At 66.3% G+C, this 22332-nt stretch carries 17 protein-coding genes; 15 read left to right on the forward strand and 2 right to left on the reverse strand.

Features of this window, described 5'->3' with window-relative positions; translation table 11 throughout:
* Positions 1-122: 122 nt before the first annotated feature.
* The 6 genes from LC407_RS17010 to LC407_RS17035 all read left to right on the forward strand — a co-directional run bounded on the left by LC407_RS17010 (position 123) and on the right by LC407_RS17035 (position 9766).
* Positions 123-629, forward strand: coding sequence for a CS1 type fimbrial major subunit (locus tag LC407_RS17010; protein ID WP_223483248.1), 507 nt, complete (start codon positions 123-125; stop codon positions 627-629).
* Positions 630-678: 49 nt separating this feature from the next.
* Entirely contained in the window at positions 679-3402 is a 2724-nt protein-coding gene (locus LC407_RS17015) for a TcfC E-set like domain-containing protein (RefSeq protein ID WP_223483249.1), read from the forward strand.
* Complete coding sequence (locus LC407_RS17020) at positions 3399-4529, forward strand: CfaE/CblD family pilus tip adhesin (protein ID WP_223483250.1); 1131 nt, start codon at positions 3399-3401, stop codon at positions 4527-4529. The genes LC407_RS17015 and LC407_RS17020 overlap by 4 nt, the downstream gene beginning before the upstream one ends.
* A gap of 17 nt (positions 4530-4546) precedes the next feature.
* The gene (locus LC407_RS17025; protein WP_019184595.1) at positions 4547-5242 is read left to right on the forward strand and encodes a giant cable pilus chaperone protein; all 696 of its coding nucleotides are present in this window, start codon (positions 4547-4549) and stop codon (positions 5240-5242) included.
* A gap of 69 nt (positions 5243-5311) precedes the next feature.
* Entirely contained in the window at positions 5312-8959 is a 3648-nt protein-coding gene (locus LC407_RS17030) for an ESPR-type extended signal peptide-containing protein (protein ID WP_223483251.1), read from the forward strand.
* 69 nt (positions 8960-9028) lie between these two features.
* On the forward strand, positions 9029-9766 hold the full coding sequence (locus LC407_RS17035) for a hypothetical protein (protein WP_080150612.1): 738 nt from the start codon (positions 9029-9031) through the stop codon (positions 9764-9766).
* A 61-nt stretch (positions 9767-9827) separates the two neighbouring features.
* Here LC407_RS17035 and LC407_RS17040 read toward each other — a convergent pair whose 3' ends face one another.
* Positions 9828-10472, reverse strand: a complete 645-nt coding sequence (locus tag LC407_RS17040) for a hypothetical protein (RefSeq protein WP_059064965.1) — start codon at positions 10470-10472, stop codon at positions 9828-9830.
* A 310-nt stretch (positions 10473-10782) separates the two neighbouring features.
* A complete protein-coding gene (locus tag LC407_RS17045; RefSeq protein ID WP_263292362.1) occupies positions 10783-13209 on the reverse strand; it encodes a penicillin-binding protein 1A in 2427 nt (808 codons plus the stop codon).
* Between the two features lie 217 nt (positions 13210-13426).
* On the opposite strand from LC407_RS17045, the gene LC407_RS17050 reads away from it, so the two are divergent.
* From LC407_RS17050 to LC407_RS17090, 9 genes are all read left to right on the forward strand, one after another.
* Positions 13427-14485, forward strand: coding sequence for a pilus assembly protein PilM (locus tag LC407_RS17050; protein WP_032951624.1), 1059 nt, complete (start codon positions 13427-13429; stop codon positions 14483-14485).
* Entirely contained in the window at positions 14485-15381 is an 897-nt protein-coding gene (locus tag LC407_RS17055; RefSeq protein WP_223483252.1) for a PilN domain-containing protein, read from the forward strand. The genes LC407_RS17050 and LC407_RS17055 overlap by 1 nt, the downstream gene beginning before the upstream one ends.
* Complete coding sequence (gene pilO, locus LC407_RS17060; RefSeq protein ID WP_032977008.1) at positions 15378-16034, forward strand: type 4a pilus biogenesis protein PilO; 657 nt, start codon at positions 15378-15380, stop codon at positions 16032-16034. The genes LC407_RS17055 and pilO overlap by 4 nt, the downstream gene beginning before the upstream one ends.
* Entirely contained in the window at positions 16031-16567 is a 537-nt protein-coding gene (locus LC407_RS17065) for a pilus assembly protein PilP (RefSeq protein ID WP_170919634.1), read from the forward strand. Before pilO ends, LC407_RS17065 begins: the two co-directional genes overlap by 4 nt.
* Before the next feature lie 21 nt (positions 16568-16588).
* Positions 16589-18568 carry a type IV pilus secretin PilQ family protein gene (locus tag LC407_RS17070; protein WP_223483253.1) on the forward strand — a complete coding sequence of 660 codons (1980 nt, stop codon included), beginning with the start codon at positions 16589-16591 and terminating at the stop codon, positions 18566-18568.
* Positions 18569-18915: 347 nt separating this feature from the next.
* A complete protein-coding gene (locus tag LC407_RS17075) occupies positions 18916-19941 on the forward strand; it encodes a MoxR family ATPase (RefSeq protein WP_100436853.1) in 1026 nt (341 codons plus the stop codon).
* Between the two features lie 8 nt (positions 19942-19949).
* A complete protein-coding gene (locus LC407_RS17080; RefSeq protein ID WP_032977202.1) occupies positions 19950-20879 on the forward strand; it encodes a DUF58 domain-containing protein in 930 nt (309 codons plus the stop codon).
* Entirely contained in the window at positions 20876-21325 is a 450-nt protein-coding gene (locus LC407_RS17085) for a DUF4381 family protein (protein WP_223483254.1), read from the forward strand. Before LC407_RS17080 ends, LC407_RS17085 begins: the two co-directional genes overlap by 4 nt.
* A complete protein-coding gene (locus LC407_RS17090; protein WP_223483255.1) occupies positions 21322-22326 on the forward strand; it encodes a VWA domain-containing protein in 1005 nt (334 codons plus the stop codon). Before LC407_RS17085 ends, LC407_RS17090 begins: the two co-directional genes overlap by 4 nt.
* The last annotated feature ends 6 nt before the right edge of the window (positions 22327-22332 follow it).

Below are 22332 nucleotides of genomic sequence, written 5' to 3' on the forward strand. Positions count from 1 at the left end.
GAATGGTTGAATGGCCGTCGCAGGGTAGGGGTACCTACCATTCTCTCCGTCGCCCGCCCCCACGCAGGCGGGTGATGCCTCCGCACTGGAGGCCTCATATCCCACCGTCCGAGAGAGACACCATGAACTCCATCCTGAAGAAGGCCGCGCTCGCTGCAGCGCTGGCTACCGTTTCGCTGTCGGCGAATGCTGCCGAATCCCACATCAAGGTGTACACCAACGTCGACCTGTCGCTGGCCCTGCTGAAGGCTGATGGCAGCCCGCTGCCCGACATGATGGAAATGACCCACATACCGGGTGATGGCCTGCGCACCATCACCGAGCGCGTTCGTGTCTTCACCAATGACGAGAGCAAGGACATTGAAGTCAATGTGATGCACGACCCGATGCTTGTCATTCAGAGCGGTACTGCGCCAGCGGTGCCGCTGCGCGTCAGCCTCAACAAAACACCGTTGACCGTGGCGCCGAAGGACTTCCTGGCCTCGGAGATCTTTGACGGTGCCCTGCCGGGCGCCTCGTTCATCATGGACCTGGATATCGCCCAGGCTACCAAGGCCCCGTTGACCGTCGCTGGTGCCTACGAGGGCATCGTCAGCATCGCCATGAAGCAGAAGACCACTCCGCCGTAACACTCCGCGCCGGCCCGGCAACGGGCCGGCCGCCTCAGGCATCACTCCCATGAACGTTCCTGCACCCGCCGTCACCCGGCTGGCGGTCGCGCTCGCCTTGTCGTTGGCCATGCCCCTGGTCGCGGCACGCGGCGTTCCGCCCGGCTTCGAGGATCTGGTTGAAGGCCAGATCGAACAACTCGATGTGCGCCTGTTCGGTCGCTCGGCCGGGCTTTCGCCGGTGCGCGTGACTTTGGAATACGTGCAGCTGGAAGACCCCGCGCGCGTGCTGCAGGCGCTGGACCTTTCCGCCGAGGCGCAGGCCGCGTTGCTGCCCGCGCTGTCGCAGCCATTGCCACGCAACAGCCATCTTGCCTGCCGCTATGGCGGCGGCAGTGCCGGCTGCGGCTATCTCGATCCTCCCGAGGACCCTCATTCCGTGCGTGCCCTGTACGACGAAGGCGAAGGCGCGGTGCGCCTGTTCGTCGCCCGCCAGTGGATCGCGGCCGAACCCGCCGCCGACCGCTTCCATCAGGTCAGCAACAACGCCGAGAACGCGTTCCTGCACCAGCAGACCCTCAATTTCAGCGGTGGCCGTGGCTACCAGGCACTGACCGCCCAAGGCGCGGGTGCGCTGGGCGTGCTGCAACGTGGCCACCTCGCCGTGGACTGGAACTTCAACAGCCAGCAGTACCGCGGTGGCCGCCGCCGCGATGATTTCCAGTTCGACAACGCCTATTACCGCCATGACCTGGGCCAGCAGCATTATCTGCAGGCCGGGCGCATGGACCGCCGCAACCTGTCCAGCCCGCAGGGCGGCACCTTCAGTTTCAGCATGCTGCCGATGGATCGCTTCGCCGGCCTGCGCGTAGGCACCACCCAAGCCTACGTGGATGCCAATGCCGCCGTGCAGGCACTGCCACTGACCGTGCTGCTGGCCCGCGATGCACGGGTGGACGCCTTCGATGGCGAGCGCCTGCTGCAGACCTTCTACCTGCCGGCCGGCATCAACCAGCTCGACACCCGCCGGTTCCCGTTCGGCAACTACACCGTCACCCTGCGCGTCTACGAAGACGGCCAGCTGGTGCGCAGCGAAGACGCGCCGTTCGACAAGGGCGGCGACTGGACCAACAGCAGCGTGCAGTGGTTCCTGCAGGGCGGCCGCCGCAACGAGCGCCGCAGCGACCGCTTCGACGGCGAGATGGCCGCCATGGCCGGCCTGCGCCTGCCACTGGGCCGCACCACGGCGGTCACCGCCGGCGTCGCCGACCTCGGCGGCTTCAGCTATGGCGAGCTGCGTGTGGACCTGCGCCATGCCTTCGCCACCCAGGACATCCGTGCCACCTTCAGTGGCCTGCAGGGCAGCGACGGCAGCAGCGGCCAGCAGCACCAGCTCTCCTATCGCCGCCACGCCTCGTGGAATCTCTATCAGCAGCGGGTACGCGGCAAGGCCTGTGTGTTCGAGGATGATGCGCGCGACCGCTTGGGCTGCGCCGATTCGCTGAGCGCCTCTGTCGCGCTGCCGGTTGCCGGTGGCAGCGCCTACATGGCCTATACCCGCCGCCAGACCTGGAGCCGTGGCTCGCTGCTGCCGGGCGACATCGACGATCCGATGGCCGGGCTCGACCCGCTGCTGCCCCCGTGGCAGCAGCGCTACACGCGCGAGCCGCAGCTCAGCCGCACCTGGCAGGCCAGCTACAGCCGCGTGCAGCGCTGGCAGCAGTTCAGTGTCTCCACCCGGCTCGGCCTGTGGCAGCAGGATACGCGCAGCAGCCTGCGCGACGGCCGCGACCGCGGTATCTACCTCAACGTGAGCCTGACCCGCCTGCAACGCGGCCAGCGCGGCAGTTCGCAACGCCGCTATGGCATCGACTTCCGGCAGCCGCAGCACCTGCGGCCGGACGTCAACTACAGCGCCGGCCAGACCGTCCGCCAGGAAATGGATACGCAGTACCGCGAGGCCTCTCTGGACCTGCGCGGCAACAACAACGACCGCTACAGTGCCGCGCTCAGTGCCCAGCTGCAGAACAGCATCGGCCACACCGGCGCCACCCTGGCGCACTACCAGCAGCGCGGTGGCAACGAGATGGCCTACAGCGCCACGCACAGCTCCGGGCTGGCCCTGGGCCGCCGCGGCTTCTACTGGGGCGGCGGCCTGGGCGCCGACGCCGGCCTGGCCGTACAGGTGGATGACACCGACGACCTGGAACTGACCGGGGTGGCCGCCGAGCTGCAGGTGGGCGGATTGCGCCGGCAGCGGCTGGCGCTGGGCGAGCGCCGCCTGCTGCCGCTGCCGGCCTACCAGACCCACCGCGCCGAAGTGCAGGACGCCAGTGCGCTGACCAGCGATGCCGCCATCCGCGTGACCGGGGTGGGCGGCGCACGGCCATTGTTCCTCTCTCCCGGCCGGCTGGTGCAGATGCCGGTACCGATCGAGGTGACCTACACCTTCATCGGCAGCGCCCGCGACATCGCCGGCGCGCCACTGCGCGGCGCCCGCATCCTCAATGCGCCAGTGCCCGGTACCGGCGCCAACGGCGGCTTCGTCGCCGATTTCCCACGCCGCGAACGCACCCTGTACTTGCTGCAGGACGATCGCCTGCTGCAGTGCCCGCTGGAGGTTCGCGAGCGCCGCAATGTCGTGATGCTGGTGGGCCAGGTGGAATGCGCGCCGTTGAACGTCGCCCAGCTGCCCGCCGATATCCGCCAGCAGGCACGGGTTACCCGCCTGCTGCAGGAACAGGCGCTGATCGCCGCTGTACCGCAGACCGCAGCCGCTGGAGGTACGCCATGAACCGGCGTCGTGTGTGGGTGGTGATGCTGGTGATGGCGTGGCTGCTGGTGATGCCGAAGGCGTGGGGGCAGCGACCGCCGGAAACCCACCCGGTGAGTGCAGCGCAGAACATCGTGATGACGTGGGATCGCTCGGCGATGCCTGGGGACGTGTCGCTCTGGCTGCCCGAATTCGTTCTCGGTTACAGCGCGGATAGGTCACTTAAATACGGACAACTTCATCTGACATGCGCGTCGTCCAGCGACTCCGCCACGGGTGCGTGCCCTACAAGCGGAATAACCGCCATTGGCGACGGCGCAGGGCTCATCTCTGTTCAAGCGCGGGAACGGCGCTCTGGCATGACCACGAACATAAGCGTGCGCGGGTGGATTAATCGCGCGATGGACACGCGCGTATGTGGAACGTACTGGCTTTCACCCATTCGTCCGCCTTGGATAGCAGTGGGAGATGCCTGCGGGGGCGACCCCACAGTCGGAACACGCGCTGGTTTGGTATTGCCGGAGAACGAGCTTTCTCGGCTGGTGGCTGGTCATTGGGACGCCGTTCTAGTGATGACCTTGCATGACGAACCTGATGGAGGTTCACTCGCGACCTATCGCTTTAACTTCGACTTCACCATCACCGATCGAAACGCTGTCTCGATCTACTTCCCCGCATTTCACAACGTTACTCCGCTGGTACAGCTCAACGCTGCCTACGATCCCATCGGGCAGACCGTGGGTGGACGCACGGTGCTGGAGATGTGCCTGTACGACGGCCTCGGTTCGCAGGCGCAGTATCTCGGCGTGACGGTCCGCGATCGTGGCGGGCATCCGCCCGGTCCCAGCGGCTATTCGCTCTGGCACACCGATGGCGGTACCGACGACACACGGCGCCTGGACTACGCCGTCAGCCTCGCCCATAGCGGCGCGACGGTGCGGATGCCCAACGGCGTGGAACAGCAACTGCACGCCATCGACAGCGCCCAGCTGCGCCTGGTGATCCTGCCGGGCATGAGCCAGCCGGTGTTCTGTGTGCCCACGCCGATCACCTTCGATATTCCCCGCGTTCCCATTTCCACCCAGCAGGCCGGCACTTACTTCGGCGAGCTGCAGGTGGAGCTGCGTGTGCCCACCACCACCCCCTGATCCCCCCAGGAAGCCGCATGAAACGACTCGCCGCCTGCCTCATTCCGTTGACGCTGCTGCTGGCGTTGCCAGCCCAGGCCAATCTCACCGTGCATCCGATGCGCGCCTCGGTGGATGGCAAGCGCAGCACCCAGATGCGCATCTATTCACAGTCCACCCAACCGCAGTACATCCAGGCCTCGCTGCGGCGGATCGTAGATCCTGCCAGCGACCAGGAGCACGAGGTGGAGGTCGAGCCGGGCGAGGCGGCCATCGCCATCACACCCGGGAAATTCGCCCTCGCGGGCGGCGGCAACCGGTTGATCCGGTTGATTCCGCTGCAGCCCGTCGAGGCCGAGACAGCCTACCGCGTCTACTTCGAAGGGGTGCGTGGGCCCGAGGAAACCAGCATCGAGGGCGGTGACGGTGCGCAGGCCAGTATCGGTGTGAATCTGGTCTGGGGTGCGCTGGTCAATGTGCTGCCGGCCGAAGGCACTGTGCAGCCGCGGGTGCAGGGCGATGCGCTGTACAACGACGGCACCCTGCGCCTGGGCATCACCAGCATCGCCGATTGCGAGGGCAGCCGCTGCACCGCTCATGACGTATCGCACAGCCTGTACCCCGGCAGTTCCCTTGCGCTGCCCTTCACGGTGGTGCCCGGCCACACCGTGCAGCTGCGCTATCGGCTCACGCGCGATGGCTATCGCGAACACGTGACCACCCTCACGCCCTGATTTTTCCACGCCCGCCACGCGGATTCCCATGGCGGGTGCGTTGTTGACATCGTTGTTAAGGAGAGTTCGATGAACAAGATCTACCGTCGCCTATGGTCCACCGCACGGCAATGCTGGGTGGTGGCCAGTGAACTGACTTCGCCACGCGGTAAGCCGGCCTCATCGGTCGGAGCGGCCGTGCTGATCGTGACTGCGTCGCTCGTACCCGGTGCGGGTGTGGAAACCGCCGGGGCGGTCACCTATCACGCGTGCCAGAACCCCGAGCAGATCATCCTCAACTGCGTGCCGTTCATGGCCCATGTTCCGAGCATGGCCCAAAACACGCTTGGTCCAAACACCAGTTCATACATGATGCTGGGTGCTGGAAGCCATATGCAGGGCAGGTACTCCTCGTTGTTCGGGAACTGGTCAAGCTCGGTAGGTGACAACAATGCTGTGTTCGGATTCGATGCTCGCGCCAGGCAGGGGGGAAGCGCCGTATTTGGTGCGCGATCGGTAGCCGACGGATTTGGCGCGGTGGCGGTCGGGACCTATGCGCATGCATCCGGCCAATTCGGAATTGCCATGGGCTATGCGGCCAGAACGGTGGACAACGGTGGCGGTATTTCCCGGATCGCCATCGGCAATGATTCTTACGCTGGTACACCGGGTTGGACGGGCGCCATCGCGTTCGGTGGTCTTGCTCGTGCGGAGTACGACGGTGTGGCGCTTGGCTATGAGGCGCAGGCAAAGGGCGCCGGCTCGGTGGCATTGGGGCGCGGTGCAGTAGCTACGGAGAGCTATGTGGTCTCCGTAGGCAATGCCGCTGCGCCACGCAGGGTCGTTTATGTCGCTGACGGCAATGTCAGTCAGCACAGCATGGACGCCGTGAACGGGCGCCAGCTCCTGGGCGTGAAGGAGACGGCGGAGCGCGCATTGGACAACAGCAAGCTGGTCACGCAGGCATCTGCCAGCGGGCAGATCCGCGTTGGCGCTGAGAATAGCGGCACCGTCCTGGACGTGCGTAACCGGTCGAACGCCAATCGAAAGATCAGCGGCGTAGCCGACGCAGCATTGAGCACCACCAGTACCGAGGCCGTCACCGGCAAGCAGCTGCACGCCACCAACCAGCGTGTGAGCACTGCCACCAGCACCGCCAATGCCGCGAAAGCATCGGCGGATGCTGCCGTAGGCCGTATCGGTGCTGCAGCTGTCGCTCTGGGTCAAGCGGCGGTGGCTGAAGGCAGTGGAAGCACGGCCAGCGCCGCATTGGGATCGGCGGCAAAGGCGTACAACGGCAATGGTGTGGCGATGGGTGCAGATGCACGTGCCGGTGTGAATGACAAGGGCGAGAAAAGCACCGCCGCCACTGGCGCAGTCGCTATTGGCGCACTCAGCCGCAGTGGCAATGGCGCGGTCGCCTCCGGCTTGCGTGCGAGCGCCATTGGCGATCGCGCAGTGGCGCTGGGCAACGATGCTAACGCAGCGGCCACCCACGCAACCGCAGCGGGCTACAAAGCTACCGCCAGCGCGAACCAAGCGACGGCTGTTGGTCGTGAAGCATCGGCATCCGGCACGTTCTCCACCGCGCTGGGCAATCTGGCCAGCGCCCGCGCGGAGAGCGCCGTGGCGCTGGGTGACCGCGCCGTAGCGGCCCACACCGACAGCGTGGCGCTGGGCAATGGCTCCCAGACCACCGCAGGGAACCAGATCTCGGTGGGCAACGACACGCTGAAGCGGAAAATCGTCAACGTCGCCGATGGCGCGCTCAACACGAGCAGCGCCGAGGCCGTGACCGGCAAGCAGCTCAATGCGACCAATGTCGAGGTAGCCTCGGTCCGCACCACCGCAGGCAGCGCCCAGACGACAGCGGGCGCAGCAAAGACCGCCGCCGACGATGCGTTGTCCAAGGCCAATGCTCTGGGCGGGCTGGTCGGTCAGACCTCAGCGACCGGCAACGTACGCCTGGGCGGTGAAAACACCGGTACCGTGCTGGACGTGCGCAACAAGTCCAACGCCAATCGCAAGCTGACGGGCGTGGCTGACGCAGCGCTCGACACCAGCAGCACCGAGGCGGTGACGGGCAGGCAGCTGTTTGGCGTCGATCAGAAGGTCAATGCTAATCAGTCTCTGCTGGCCAGCCACGCCACCGAGCTGGCTGGTCACGAGGCGCGTATCGACGGCAACCGGCGGGATCTGGATGACCTGCGTACCGAGTTCGACAACTTCGATCCCGATCTGGAAGGCGTGGTCCGCTACGCAGCCGACGGCTCGGTCGATATGGACGGCGGCAAGGTACGGGGCGTGGCAGCGGGCGATATCAGTTCGGCGGGAAGTACCGATGCTGTGAACGGTGGGCAGTTGTTCGTCACCAATCAGCGTCTGTCACAGGTTGAAGAGACGGCTAGGTACATAGCTATCGGGCACGATGACGAAAGTATTGACGCCAAGGCAGGAGAGTTCTCAGTAGCCATTGGTGATGGTGCTGAGGCTGGTGAAGGCACTGATGGAGCAACTGCCATAGGAGCTTTCTCCAGAGCTCGAGGAGAGGGATCGGTCGCCTTAGGGCGTGCGTCGTTCGTCGATAGCTCCGCGGAAAATGGGTTTGCTCTGGGTACCGGGTCATCGGTTCATAGCAATGAAGGCGTGGCGCTCGGCGGATTTGCAAGAATTGAGTCGGGTGCAGAGTATTCAGTTGCATTGGGGGCATCATCGACGGCGACCGAAGAGAATGTGGTTTCTGTTGGAAACCTGACTAGGAAACGACGAATCGTCAATCTGGCTCGGGGGCGCGGGGCTGAAGACGCCGTCACTGTTGGGCAGCTCGGGGACTCATTGGCTGCACTGGGAGGGGGGGCGGGCATTGACCCGGGCGGAAACATTATCCTTCCTACGTACAAAGTACAGGGCGGAAGCCAGAACAACGTTGAAGACGCCCTCAATGTTCTCGATGGTGCTGTCGTAGCTGGAAAGAATCGGGCCGATCGGATCGAGAACCAACTACGCTCGGTCTTCCAGGAAAGCCTCGCCACCCGCAGCGATGGTCTGGGTCAGCTGAACCTCGCCGGCGCTAACGGCATGGTGCTGGGCAACGTGGCCAACGGCCTGATTGCTCCGGGCAGCCGCGATGCGGTCAACGGTGGTCAGCTGCATGCCATGGAACAGCGCCTGGACGGTCGCATCGATGGGCTGGAGCAGCGCGTTGATGCTACGCCGGAAGGCAGGGCGCTGGCGTCTGCCAGTGCACCCACGCCGCCGGCCGCGCCGGAGGCCGAGGGCCCTGCCGGCGCATCGGGTGATCCGGCGGGGGCTTCCGCAGGCCGTGCCGGTGGCGACATCGCCAGTGCTGACGGCGGTGGCACGCCTGCGCCGGCCGACGCGCCGGCGCCGACTCCGCAGGTCGACACCGCCGAGTTGGAAAAGATGCTGGCCCGCGCCAACGAGTACACCGATGGTGCGATCAGCAACTTCGAGCGCCGCCTGGACAAGATGGACAAGCGCTTCAACCGCATGGCGGCGATGAGCAGCGCGCAGACGGCCATGGCCATGAACACCGCCGGCCTGGCCACCTACAACCGCCTTGGCGCGGGCGTGGGCTACGCCGAGGGCGAGTCGGCCATGGCGGTGGGCTACCAGCGCGTGCTCAACGACAAGGGCTCAGCCACCTTCAGCCTCAATGGTGCCTTCACCAACAGCGGTGAACGCAGCATGGGCGTGGGTGTGGGCATCGGCTGGTAAGCCATGGCGCCCCGGTGTGGTGCGCGTAACGAGCCCCGCCGCGCCGGGGCCATTGCAGAGGAGGTTGCAATGTATCGCTTCATGAGCCGCTTCATGACCTATCGGCGCTACTACCTGTGGCGCGCCCGCATCCGCTACTTCACCCACGACATGGATACGTGGACGCTGGCCTGCCTGGTGCTGATGGTCTGCATGGGGTTGATGGTGTGGGGGTTCTGGCGCGTGGTGAACGTGCCGCAGCCGCGCATCCATCCGGAGGCCGCTGCCGTGCGGGTGGAAGTGCTGACCGACGAAGCGATCCACCGCATCGTGCTGGTACGCCACGGCGGCACCACGCCGGGTGATCCCTTCTACAGTGCTGCGGAGATCCGCGGCAGCACCCAGCGCACGCTGCGGGTCCGGCAGACGCTGCAGGACCCGGTGGCGATGAAGCTGCAGGCGGACATGTACGCCGACATCGCCGACTACATCAACGCTACCGGTGCCTGCATGCCCTTTCCCTGCCGCCGCGTGAGTTTCCGCATCGAACAGCTGCAGCGGTCGGGGCACGAGAGTGCGGTACGCAACAAGGCGCTTGCCGAGATCCTGCAGGTGCCGTGGTACCTGGTGCCGAACCTTGATGGCGAACGCACGCGCGTGCGCAGTGGCTGGGCCGATGACTTCCAGGATGTGTATGCGCACGCCTGGAACCTGCATGACCTGCAGAAGATGCATGCGCGCATGATGGCCGAGTATCCGTACCGTGCGGCGGTGCCGTGGCTGGCACGATTGGCAACCCCTGCCCAGGAGCAGCTGATCTTCCCGTAGCGCCGGGCCATGTTCGGCTGCTCTTGGCGCAGAGCCGGGCACAGGCCCGGCTCTGCCAGGATCAACCGCCGATGTAGGCGGTGATTTCCATCTCGGCCAGCAGCTGCCGCAACTGCGTGGCCGACGCCCGCCGCATGGGTTTCTCGTCCACCGGCGACAGCGGGGCCTGGCGCAACGCATCGTAGGGCAGCACGGCCAGGTCGAAGGTCAGGTCTTCGGCACTGAACACCCACACCGGTACATCCAGGTTGCGCTCACGGTCCATCCGCAGGCGCCGCGTACGCGATTCGGCGGGGATGCGATGTTCGTCCAGGAAGCGATGCACGGCCTCCGGGTCGTCACTGTGCAGGTGCAACTGCACGGGGCTGTTGGCATCGGCGGTGCCGTCCAGCACCGGTCCGGCCAGGCGCGGCGAAAACCCGTGCAGGAACTCCAGCGCCCGCAACGCGGACTCGCGCCGCCGCTGTAGTTCGCTGCCGTGCTGCGGGCCGGAGAACAGCCGTTGGTACTCGCGCAGCGCCTGTTCGATCTCGACGTTGCGGGGCAGGGAAGCATCGTCGTGGATGCCAAGGCGGCTGGCGGCCTTGAGTTTGGCCTGGTGGAAGTCGCGGATTCCGCCTTCGGCCATCAGCCGGGCGGCTTCGTGGGCGAGGCGATGACGCCGTTCGCGGGTCTGGCTGACAGCATGCTGGTGAGCGCGGTGCATGCGATGACTCCCTGTTGCGACCTGGCCACAGACTAGCGCAGGCGTGTGACATCTGCGTGGGCGAAGGCAACGGCGCCGCTACGCTCGCCGGGCATGGCCCGGCGCTACTGGAAGAGGGTGCCCGACGGGTGCGGCATGGTAGCGCCGGGCCATGCCCGGCGGATGCATCGGCGCCAACCAAGGTTGGCATCTACCGGGGTAGCGCCGGGCCATGCCCGGCGGATGCATCGGCGCCAACCAAGGTTGGCGACTCCCAAGGCAACGTCGGGCCATGGTGCCAACCAACGGTTGGTACCCACCCCGCCTGGCTTCAGAAGATATCGAACGCTGCCGCGTCAGCCTGCGGGGTGCTCTGCAGGTTGAGGTCGTAGTCGGTCAGGCGGTCCATGTCTTCCACCTTCACCCACTCCACCGCACCGTTGAGGGTGGCCTGGACCATGCCGCTCGGCGGTTCGTTCTGTGCGATCGGGGTGTCCTTCAGCGCAGTGCGCATGTAGTCGATCCAGATCGGCAGGGCGGCCTTGCCACCGTATTCGCGGTAGCCCAGCGAGCGGAAGTCGTCGCGGCCCACCCACACGGTGGTCACGTACGGGCCGCCGAAGCCGGAGAACCAGGCGTCACGGTGATCATTGGTGGAGCCGGTCTTGCCGCCCACGTCTTCGCGGCCGAGTACCTTGGCCTGCGCGCCGGTGCCGCGCTGGACCACGTCGCGCATCATCGACACCAGCTGGTAGGCGGTACGGGCGTCGATCGCACGCGGTGCGGTACGCGCGTCCGGGTTGGCGGGTGCGGCCGGCGTTTCGGTTTTGGCTTCCGGCTTGGCGGCGGCGGTGGCATCGACCTTGGGTGCCGGGGCGCCGAAGTTGAAGCCGTCCACGACCTGGTTCACCGGCTGGTCGCTGCTGCCGGCGCAGTCGCGGCAGGCCATCGCCGGGTTTTCCTTGAACACCAGGTTGCCATCGCGGTCGTTGACCTGGTCGATCAGCCAGGTGTCCACGCGTGAGCCGCCGTTGGCGAACACGGCATAGCCGCGGGCCACCGACAGCGGGGTCAGCGAGGCGGTACCCAGCGACATCGACAGGTTCGGCGGCAGCTCGGATTCGGCAAAGCCGAACTGGCTGATGTACTTGCGCGCGTAGTCCACGCCCATGCCATCAAGCAGGCGCACCGAGACCAGGTTACGTGACTGCACCAGCGCTTCACGCAGGCGCATCGGGCCACGGAAGCCGCCGCCGTCGTTCTGCGGCGCCCAGGTCTTGCCGCGGCGGTCGCGGAACACGACCGGGGCGTCGAGCACGATCGAGGCCGGGTTGTAACCCTTGTCGAAGGCGGCCGCATAGACGAACGGCTTGAAGCTCGAACCGGGCTGGCGACGGGCCTGGGTGGCACGGTTGAACTTGTTGCCGGAGAAGCTGAAGCCGCCGACCAGCGCCTTCAGGGCGCCGCTGTGGGCGTCCAGCGAAACCAGGGCGGACTGGCCGCGCGGGAGCTGGTCGAGCAGCCATTCGCCCTCCTTGGCACCGGCGCGCACGCGCACGATGTCGCCGCGCTGCACCAGCTTGGCCGGGCTCTTGTTGGCCCACTTGGCGGCACCGGCCGGCAGCATGATCTCGCTGCGGTTGGCCAGCACCACGGTGGCGCTGCCGTCGGCGCCGGTGCTGGCGACGATGGCCGGCAGCAGGCCGGCCTGGCCGAACATGCCACGCAGGTGCTCGGCCAGGGCCGCGGCGTCATCGCCGGCGCCCAGCTGCACCTGCTTCTCCACGCCGTGCCAGCCGTGGCGATGGTCGTACAGCAGCAGGCCGTCGCGCACCGACAGGTTGGCGGCGGTCTGCAGGGTTGAATCGATCGTGGTGGTGACGTGGTAGCCCTTGTTGACCACGTCGCCGCCGAAGCGGGCGATCATTTCCTGGCGCACCAGCTCGGCCACGTACGGGGCATCGACCTGCACCGGCGGCTCGTGGGCGGTGGCGTGCATCGGCACGGCCTTGGCCGCATCGGCCTCGGCCTGGCTGACGAACTTCAGGTCGGCCATGCGCTGCAGCACGTAGTTGTCACGACGCTGGCGGGCGCGCTCCGGGTTGGAGATCGGGTTGCCCGAGGACGGGAACTTGGGGATGCCGGCCAGCGAGGCCATCTCGTCCAGGTCCAGCTCGCCCAGCTTCTTGCCGTAGTAGAACTCGGCGGCGGCGGCCACGCCGTAGGCGCGGTTGCCGAAGAAACTCTTGTTCAGGTACAGCTCGAAGATCTCGTCCTTGCTCAGCTCGGACTCGATCTTGCGCGCCAGCAGGATCTCGGCCAGCTTGCGGGTATAGCTGTACTCGGAGCTGAGGAAGAACTGGCGGGCCACCTGCTGGGTGATGGTGGAGCCACCGGGCACGCGCTTGTCGTTGGTGGTGGCCAGCAGCCACACCGCGCGACCGATGCCCTTGTAGTCCACGCCGCCGTGCTCGTAGAAACGGGCATCCTCGGTGGCCAGGAACGCCTGCTTCAGCTTCTCCGGCACGTCCTTCATGGTGATGGGGGTACGCCGGGTCTCACCGAATACCGCCATCAGCTTGCCGTCGGCAGCGTAGACGTACATCGGCTCCTGCATTTCCACGTCGCGCAGGGTCTGCACGTCGGGAAGCTTGGAAGAAACGGCGTAGTACAGGCCGCCAACGGCGGCCGCTCCGACCAGCGCCAGGACCAGGACAACAAGAAAGATCCAGCGCAGCCAGCGGCGGAGACGGGTCATCGGTGTCAGATTCCGATTGCGAATTTCGTGGTCGCAGAGTATAGATTACGCAAGGTGGCGGCTGGGGCCGGCACTGGGGAGTGCAAGGGGACGCCAGGGGCTGCGTGTTCATCCTGTGAGGGATGTCACAGCAGGGCGGTTGCCATTTGCTAAGAATACGTTATTAATGCGCGGACGCAGCTCTTGCGTCCAAGTGCCCGTCGGCAGGGGAGAAACCGTGGGGCTCATCCCAAAAAGTCAGTCGCCGCTCATTGGCGTCGACATCAGTTCGACTGCGGTAAAGCTGTTGCAGCTTTCCCGCAGCGGCAACCGTTTCCGTGTGGAACATTATGCCGTGGAACCGCTGCCGCCGAATGCGGTGGTGGAGAAGAACATCGTCGAAGTGGAGGCCGTGGGAGAGGCCATCCGCCGGGCGATGAACCGTTCCGGCAGCAAGGCCAAGCTGGCTGCTGCGGCCGTGGCTGGTTCGGCGGTGATCACCAAGGTGATCCCGATGCCGGCCGACCTGGACGAGAACGACATGGAAGCCCAGATCGAGCTGGAAGCGGTCAACTACATTCCGTATCCGATCGAGGAAGTGAACCTGGACTTCGAGGTGATCGGGGCGATCCCGAACAACCCGGAAATGGTCCAGGTGCTGCTGGCGGCCTCGCGTTCGGAAAACGTCGAGCTGCGCCAGTCCGCGCTGGAACTGGGCGGACTGCAGGCCAAGGTGATGGACGTGGAGGCCTTCGCGGTCGAGAACGCCTTCGCCCTGGTGGCCAGCGAGCTGCCGGTGTCGGCCGAGGGCGTGGTTGCGCTGGTCGATATCGGCGCCACCATGACTACCCTCAACGTGCTGCGCGGTGGCCGCAGCCTGTACAGCCGCGAACAGGTGTTCGGTGGCAAGCAGCTGACCGACGAGATCATGCGCCGCTATGGCCTGAGCTACGAGGAAGCCGGTCTGGCCAAGCGCCAGGGCGGGCTGCCGGAAAGCTACGAGATGGAAGTGCTGGAACCGTTCAAGGAAGCCACGGTCCAGCAGATCAGCCGCCTGCTGCAGTTCTTCTACGCCGGCAGCGAGTTCAACCGCGTCGATCACATCGTGCTGGCTGGCGGCTGTGCTGCCCTTGCAGGCCTGCCGGAGATGGTCGAGGAACAGCTGGGCGTGCCGACCGTGGTCGCCAACCCGCTGGCACAGATGACCCTGGGGCCGAAGGTGCAGGCGCACGCGCTGGCCCAGGATGCCCCCGCGCTGATGATCGCGACCGGTCTGGCGCTGAGGAGCTTTGACTGATGGCACGCATCAATCTATTGCCCTGGCGCGCCGAACGGCGCAAGCAACGCCAGCGCGAGTTCGGCATCATGCTGGGCATGGCCGCCCTGGGTGGCCTGCTGCTGTCGCTGTTGATCTGGTTCTACTACGACATGCAGGTCAGCGGGCAGAATGACCGCAATGCTTACCTGCAGACCGAGATCGACAAGGTCAAGGAGCAGAACAAGGAAATCGACCGCCTCGACGAGCAGAAGAATCGACTGCTGGCCCGCAAGGCCGTGATCGAGCAGCTGCAGGCCAAGCGTTCGCAGATGGTCCACCTGTTCGATGCGCTGGTCCGCACCATTCCCGATGGCGTGGTGCTCACCGCTCTGCAGCAGGAAGGCGACGTGCTGACCCTGGAGGGCCGCACCCAGTCCAACGCCCGTGTCTCGGCATACATGCGCAACCTCGAAGTTTCCGGCTGGATGACCAATCCGGAGCTGGCGATCATCGAGGCGCGTGAGCCTGACAAGGACAAGGACGGGCGCGCGACCGGCCCGGTGGCTGACATCAAGGCATTGCCGTACGTGTTCAAGGTCAAGGTCAAGCTGCCTGCGCAGAGCGAGGAAGCAGGCGCCACGCCGGGCCTGAACCCGGATGGCAGTGTGGCCGGCACCACGCCGGCGGCACCGACGGTCGCGCCGCTCAGCGCCGGGCCGGACACCGCCGCGCCGGCTGCTGCCGCACCGGCACCGGGATCGACTCCGGCACCGGCAGCCACGCCTGCAACTGCTCCGGCACAGGCGACAGCACCGGCGGCAACGCCTGCGCCGGCCGCGCCTGCACCAGCCGCACCCGCACCCAAGTCTGAGGGCAGCCGCCTGGCGCAGCCTCCGCAGGCCTTCCACGCCCCGATGCAGGGGGATCGCGCATGAGCAAGAAAGTCGACATCAAGAACCTGGACTTCAACGACATCGGCAATTGGCCGAGGAACGCGAAGATCGTGTTCTGCTCGCTGATCGCCCTGGTGATCATGTTCGTGCTCTGGATGCTGCTGATCAGCGGCAAGCGCGAGGAGCTGGCGGGCCTGGAATCGCGGGAAACCGAGCTGCGTGCCGAGTTCACCAAGGAACAGGAACGCGCGGTCAATCTGGAGCCGTTGAAGCAGCAGCTGGCACAGATGGAGCAGGTGCTGCAGCAGATGCTGCGGCAGCTGCCCAGCAAGACCGAAATGCCGGACCTGATCATCGACATCTCGCAGACCGCGTTGTCCAGCGGCCTGGCCAACGAGCTGTTCGAGCCCGAACAGGAGCAGATCAAGGAGTTCTACGCCGAGAAGCCGATCAAGCTGCGGATGGTGGGCAGTTACCACCAGTTCGGCGCCTTCGTCAGCGGCGTGGCCTCGTTGCCGCGGGTGGTGATCCTGACCATGCACGACATCAACCTCAAGCCGAAGGACAAGACCGGCGGCAACATCCGCGCCGGTGCGCTGGAACTGTCGGGCACGGTCAAGACCTACCGTTACCTGGATGAGGCCGAGGTCGCCGAACAGCAGAAGGCTGAAGCGGGCAAGGAGGCGAAGAAGTGATCCGTTCCTTCATTGCGCGTGGTGGTATGGCGTTGACCGTGCTGCTGCTGGCCGCCTGTGGCCGCGGCGTGACCAGCACGCCGGGCGATGCACCCAATCTGGAAAAGTGGGTCGAGAGCGAGCGTGCGCGACCGGCGCAGCCGCTGGAACCGCTGCCGGTGATGCAGCAGTTCGAGACCTTTGAATACTCCGCGCAGGGCATGCGCGATCCGTTTACCGATGCCTGGACCAACCCGCAGCAGGGGAATGGGGGACTGCGGCCAGATCCGAACCGGCGCAAGGAGCCGATGGAAGGCTTCCCGCTGGACGCGCTGGACATGGTCGGCACCATCGGAACAGGCGCCGGCACCGTGGCGCTGGTGATGGGGCCGGACAAGGTGACCTATCGGGTGCGTCCCGGTGGTTACCTGGGGCAGAGCGACGGGCGGGTCACCGCGGTCTTTGAAGACCGCGTGGAGCTGATCGAACTGGTGCCGGATGGCGCGGGTGGCTGGCTGGAACGTCCAGCAACGCTCGCGCTGGAAGATCAATGATCGTTTACTGGGGATAGCACGATGACCTTTCACCAAGCCAAGGGGCTGCGTCCCATCCGGCGCTCTACCTTGAACCGCATCAGCGCGCTGGGAGTCGCGTTGATGCTGGCCTGCGCTCCGGCGCTGGCCGCCGCACCGTCGGAAAAGCCGACCGGCACGGCGCTGGCCGCCACGCCGGCCGCTGCACCGGCAGGCCTGTCGGTCGCACGCATCGATTTCAAGCGTGGCGATGACGGCGCGGGCCGCCTGATCCTGCAGTTCGACGGCCAGGGCGCCATGCCCGACCTGCGCAGCCAGGGCAACAGCGTGGTTGTCGATGTCGGCAACGCACGCCTGCCGGCCAACCTGCAGAAGCCGATGAACGTCACCGACTTCGCCACCCCGGTGCAGCGCATCGACGCCAAGCCGTCCGGGGCCGGCACCCAGCTGGTGCTGAGCACGGGCGGTCCGGTCGAGTCGCTGGCCTACCAGAGTGGCAACGAGTATGTGGTGGAGATCAGCCCGCGGCAGGCCCAGGCCGCCGTTGGCGCAGTCACTGCCGGCAGCGTGACCCAGGCCGCCAAGGGCGTGCCGCAGCGCGGCTACGCCGGCAAGCCGGTGACCTTCAACTTCCAGGACGTGCCGGTGCGCACCGTGCTGCAGTTGATTGCCGAAGAGTCGAATCTGAACGTGGTGGCCTCCGACTCGGTGCAGGGCAATGTGACCCTGCGTCTGGTCAACGTGCCGTGGGACCAGGCGCTGGATATCGTGCTGCGTGCCAAGGGCCTGGACAAGCGTCGTGACGGCAGCGTGGTGTGGGTTGCGCCGCAGTCCGAGCTGGCCAAGTTCGAGCAGGAGAAGGAAGACGCGCGCATCGCCATCGAGAACCGCGAAGACCTGGTCACCGACTACGTACAGATCAACTACCACAGTGCCACGCAGATCTTCAAAGCGCTGACCGAGGCCAAGGGAATCGGCGGCGGCGGTGGTGGTGGCGGCGGTGGCGGTGGCGGTGGTGGCAGTTCGCAGGAAGAAAGTGGCTTCCTCTCGGGACGCGGTCGCATCGTCGCCGACGAGCGCACCAACACGCTGATGATCAGCGACATTCCGAAGAAGATCGCGCGCATGCGCGAGTTGATCAGTGTCATCGACCGCCCGGTCGACCAGGTATTGATCGAAGCACGCATCGTCATCGCCACCGACACGTTCGCGCGCGAACTGGGTGCCAAGTTCGGCATCAGTGGCAGCCGTGACAACGTGTATTTCAGTGGTGACCTGGAGGCCAACGCCAAGACCCGCGAATCGCAGGTGGATGCCGCCAGCACCAACGCCAAGGCTGAGCGCGATTGGATCGCCGGTGGCCGCGTGGGCCCGCCGCCGGTGTCGGTCGGTTCGGCCATCACCCGCGGCCTGAACTGGAACCTGCCGGTGGCAACTGCCAGCAATCCAGGTTCGCTGGCGCTGTCGATCCTCAATGCCGGCTATCTGCTTGACGTGGAATTGTCCGCCATGCAGGAAGAGTCGCGTGGTGAAGTGATTTCCAATCCGCGGGTGGTGACCACCAATCAGCGCGAAGCGCTGATCAAACAGGGCAAGGAAATCGGCTATGTCACCATCAGTGGCGGCGGCGCTGGCGGTGTAGCCACCCCGAACGTCCAGTTCAAGGAAGTGGTGCTGGAACTGAAGGTCACCCCGACCATCACCAACGACAACCGCGTGTTCCTCAACATGGCGGTGAAGAAGGACGAGGTCGATCAGCTGATCCAGCTGCAGGGCTACGGTACCGTGCCGTCCATCAACCGTCGCGAGGTCAATACCGCCGTGCTGGTGGAAGATGGCCAGACCGTGGTGATCGGTGGCGTGTATGAATTCACCGACCGCAACAGTGTCAGCAAGGTGCCGTTCCTGGGCGATGTGCCGTTCCTGGGCAATCTGTTCAAGAAGCGTGGTCGCAACAAGGACAAGGCCGAACTGCTGGTGTTCGTGACCCCGAAGGTCCTGCGCGTGGCCCGCCAGAACTGAGGCATCACATCTGTTGTATCCGACCGGGGCCGCCACGTGCGGCCCCGCGTCGTTTGCGCGGGAGGCCCGACGATGGATTCACCGCAGGCTTGCTAGATCCACGCCACGCCTCGCCAGTAGATCCACGCCATGCCTCCCCAGTAGAGCCACGCCACGCCTCGCCAGTAGATCCACGCCACGCCTCTCCAGTAGATCCACGCCATGCGTGGATAAGGCATGGGTGGATCACGTCATGCCCAATAGATCCGCCCTGCGTGGAGGCTGTTCAGCCGTTCTTGATGCCAGCAGCCGGACGGCCTGCGATGATGTGGGGAACCCGAGCCATCCCGCGCCGGTCAAAGGCCCCCATGAACCTGCCTCCGCCGATGCCCGAATCCATTTCTCCGCCGCCTGCCCCCACCACCTCGCGCCTGCATGCGGCCTTCAGCGATCTGCGCGATGCGCTGTCGGCCGAGATCGTCGGCCAGGCGGCGCTGGTCGAACGCCTGCTCATTGCCTTGCTGGCCGATGGCCACCTGTTGGTGGAAGGTGCCCCGGGCCTGGCCAAGACCACGGCCATCCGTGCCTTGGCGGCGCGGCTGGAAGCAGACTTCGCACGTGTGCAGTTCACCCCGGATCTGCTGCCTTCGGACCTGACCGGTACCGAGATCTGGCGCCCGCAGGAAGGCCGTTTCGAATTCGTGCCGGGGCCGATCTTCCACCCGATCCTGCTGGCCGATGAAATCAACCGTGCGCCGGCCAAAGTGCAGTCCGCGCTGCTGGAAGCGATGGGCGAGCGTCAGGTCACCGTCGGTCGCCACACCTATGCGCTGCCGTCGCTGTTCCTGGTGATGGCCACGCAGAATCCGATCGAGCAGGAAGGCACCTTCCCGCTGCCGGAAGCGCAGCTGGATCGTTTCCTGATGCACGTACGCATTGGTTATCCGGACCAGGCGGCCGAGTCGGAGATCCTGCGGCTGGCCCGCGAGCGCGCCCGCGGCGCACTTGGCGAGGCCGCAGCGACGCCGGAAAAACTGCCGATGCAGGATGTCTTCGATGCGCGCCGCGAGGTGCTGGAACTGCACATGGCCCCTGCGCTTGAGCGCTATCTGATCGAGCTGGTACTGGCATCGCGTGATCCCTCGCGCTACGACGCCTCGCTGGCGCGGCGCATCGCGTGGGGCGCCAGCCCGCGTGGCTCCATCGCACTGGAGCGGTGCGCACGGGCGCGGGCGTGGTTGGCCGGGCGTGATTTCGTCACTCCCGACGACGTGCGTGCCGTGGCCGCCGATGTGCTGCGCCACCGGGTTCTGCCCAGCTATGAAGCCATCGCCGAAGGCTGGGATGGTGAGCGCCTGGTGCAGGAGCTGCTGGCCCGGGTACCGGCGCCCTGAGCGCGCGCATGACCGGCACGACCCACGGACCTGCTCCGGTTACCAGCGAAGGCGATGGCCTGCGACCGCAACTGGCCGAGCTGGTGGCATTGCGCCGCCTGGCACAGCGTCCGCCGCCGCCTCGTCGTGGGCGCGCGGGCAGCGCCGGGCAAGCACCTTCGCCGCTGCGCGGACGCGGCATGGAATACGCAGAATCGCGCGAATACGTGGCGGGCGACGACGCGCGCCACATCGACTGGCGCGTCACCGCGCGCACCGGGCGCACGCACACCAAATTGTTCCAGGCAGAACGCGAACGGGTCACCCTGATCGTTGCCGATACTTCACCTGCGCTGTACTTCGGTACCCGCGTGCGCTTCAAGTCGGTGCAGGCAGCACGCGCTGGCGCGGTTGCGGCATGGTCCGCACAGCGCCGCGGCGACCGCATCGGTGCATTGCGCGGTAGTGATCGCGAGGCGCCGATCGCGCCGGCCGGCGGTGCCCGCGGCGTACTGCGCGTACTCGATGCACTCACGCGCTGGTACGCGCAGCCACCTGCCGATGACCTTGGCCTGGAACGCGCGCTGGACCATGCCGGTCGGGTGCTGCGTCCCGGCGCCCGGATGCTGGTACTGGCCGATCCGCAGCAGGCGATCCGGATTCCGCCGGCGCGCTGGAGCGCGTTGGCCCAGCACCATGACCTGAGTCTGCTGCTGCTGGTCGATCCGCTTGAGTTGCAGCCGCCAACGGCGCCCCTGCAGTTTCTCGCCGCGCAGCAGCGCATCGGCCTGGACCTGCGCCGCAGCGATGTGCAGGCGCACTGGCAGGCGCATTTCGTTGAACCGCTGCAGCAGCTGCGCAGCCAGCTTGCCGCGCGTCGCGTCGATGTGCAGGTGCTGTCCACCGATGCGGCCAGCGACGCCTGGCTGGCACCGGCACCGACGGAGGTGCCGGCATGAGTGCCTCCCTGCCACTGCGCGACGTGCAGTTGCCGCCCTCGCCAGCGTGGTGGCCCCCCGCACCTGGCTGGCTGATGCTGATCGCATTGGTTCTGCTGTTGCTGGCCATCGTTGCTGCGGTGGCATGGCGTCGTCGTCGCCGCCGCCAGCAGTGGATGCGCGTGTTCGATAGGGAGATTGCGGCAGTGAACGGCGCGCCGTCGGAACTGGCAGCCATCGCCAGCCTGCTGCGGCGTGCGGCGCGTCAGGCACGCCCCGGTAGCGAAGCCCTGCGCGATGACGCGTGGTGGCAGTACGTCGATCCCAAGGACACCCTGTCGCTCGCGCAGCGCAACCTGCTGGCCGAGGGGGCCTATCGTCCACACGTGGATGCCGCTGCCGTGGCTGACGTGCGCGCGTGGGCGCGGGCGCGCTACCTGTCTTTGCTGCAGGAGCGCCGCCGATGAGCGCGCTTGCAGCTTACTGGCCCTGGCCGGATCTGCAGCTGGCTTGGCCGCTGGCACTGCTGGCACTGCCGCTGCCGATCCTGATGCTGGCATGGAAGCGGCGGGCCGATTCGGGCGCTGCGTTGCGCGTGCCCTACGCCGCTGCCGAACTGGAAGCACTGGCTGGCGGCGGTCGTGTCGGCGTTTCCTGGCTGCGCAGCGGCTTGCTGTGGCTGGGCTGGCTGGCGCTGTGCGTGGCGATGGCGCGTCCGCAGCAGCTGGGTGAGGCGATTACCCCGCCGCAGGAAGGCCGGCAGATGATGCTGGCAATGGACGTGTCCGGCAGCATGAGCGAGCCGGACATGGTGCTCGGTGCGCAGGCGGTGGAGCGATTGACCGCAGCCAAGGCGGTGCTGGCCGATTTCCTGGACCGTCGTGCCGGCGATCGCGTCGGCCTGCTGGTGTTCGGTGATCGTGCCTACACACTCACACCGTTGACTGCGGATCTGTCCAGCGTGCGCGATCAACTGCGCGACAGCGTGGTTGGCCTTGCCGGGCGCGAGACGGCCATTGGTGACGCCATCGCGCTGGCGGTCAAACGCCTGCGCAATCAGCCCGAAGGGCAGCGTGTACTGATCCTGCTGACCGACGGCGTCAGCAACGCCGGTGTGCTGGAACCCCTGCGCGCAGCCGAGCTGGCGCGTGCCGAAGGGGTGCGCGTGCACACCGTGGCGTTTGGCAGCGACGGGAGCGCGCGGTTCTTCGGCATTCCCGTGGCCGCCGACCGCGATCCGGTTGATGAGGCAACGCTGCGCAGGATCGCCGAGATGACCGGCGGCCGCTTCTTCCGTGCGCGTGACACCGACCAGCTGGCCGGCATCTATGCCGAACTGGACAGGCTGGAGCCAATCGCAGCGAAGGGACCGACACTGCGTCCGCGCAACGAGCGCTATGCATGGCCACTGGCCGTCGCCTTGCTGCTGGGCGCATTGGCGTGGGCCTGGCCGGAACGTCGCCGATGAACGCCA

The sequence above is a fragment of the Stenotrophomonas sp. OVS01A genome (genome assembly GCF_019969775.1).
GTDB lineage: Bacteria > Pseudomonadota > Gammaproteobacteria > Xanthomonadales > Xanthomonadaceae > Stenotrophomonas > Stenotrophomonas indicatrix.

What these genes read in the sequence shown, in the direction of transcription:
- LC407_RS17055 (WP_223483252.1), top strand. Translation starts at nt 14,485, where the DNA reads ATGGCACGCATCAATCTATTGCCCTGGCGCGCCGAACGGCGCAAGCAA.
- LC407_RS17070 (WP_223483253.1), top strand. Translation starts at nt 16,589, where the DNA reads ATGACCTTTCACCAAGCCAAGGGGCTGCGTCCCATCCGGCGCTCTACC.
- LC407_RS17020 (WP_223483250.1), top strand. Translation starts at nt 3,399, where the DNA reads ATGAACCGGCGTCGTGTGTGGGTGGTGATGCTGGTGATGGCGTGGCTG.
- LC407_RS17015 (WP_223483249.1), top strand. Translation starts at nt 679, where the DNA reads ATGAACGTTCCTGCACCCGCCGTCACCCGGCTGGCGGTCGCGCTCGCC.
- pilO (WP_032977008.1), top strand. Translation starts at nt 15,378, where the DNA reads ATGAGCAAGAAAGTCGACATCAAGAACCTGGACTTCAACGACATCGGC.
- LC407_RS17025 (WP_019184595.1), top strand. Translation starts at nt 4,547, where the DNA reads ATGAAACGACTCGCCGCCTGCCTCATTCCGTTGACGCTGCTGCTGGCG.
- LC407_RS17030 (WP_223483251.1), top strand. Translation starts at nt 5,312, where the DNA reads ATGAACAAGATCTACCGTCGCCTATGGTCCACCGCACGGCAATGCTGG.
- LC407_RS17045 (WP_263292362.1), bottom strand. Translation starts at nt 13,209, where the DNA reads ATGACCCGTCTCCGCCGCTGGCTGCGCTGGATCTTTCTTGTTGTCCTG.
- LC407_RS17075 (WP_100436853.1), top strand. Translation starts at nt 18,916, where the DNA reads ATGAACCTGCCTCCGCCGATGCCCGAATCCATTTCTCCGCCGCCTGCC.
- LC407_RS17085 (WP_223483254.1), top strand. Translation starts at nt 20,876, where the DNA reads ATGAGTGCCTCCCTGCCACTGCGCGACGTGCAGTTGCCGCCCTCGCCA.
- LC407_RS17035 (WP_080150612.1), top strand. Translation starts at nt 9,029, where the DNA reads ATGTATCGCTTCATGAGCCGCTTCATGACCTATCGGCGCTACTACCTG.
- LC407_RS17080 (WP_032977202.1), top strand. Translation starts at nt 19,950, where the DNA reads ATGACCGGCACGACCCACGGACCTGCTCCGGTTACCAGCGAAGGCGAT.
- LC407_RS17090 (WP_223483255.1), top strand. Translation starts at nt 21,322, where the DNA reads ATGAGCGCGCTTGCAGCTTACTGGCCCTGGCCGGATCTGCAGCTGGCT.
- LC407_RS17040 (WP_059064965.1), bottom strand. Translation starts at nt 10,472, where the DNA reads ATGCACCGCGCTCACCAGCATGCTGTCAGCCAGACCCGCGAACGGCGT.
- LC407_RS17010 (WP_223483248.1), top strand. Translation starts at nt 123, where the DNA reads ATGAACTCCATCCTGAAGAAGGCCGCGCTCGCTGCAGCGCTGGCTACC.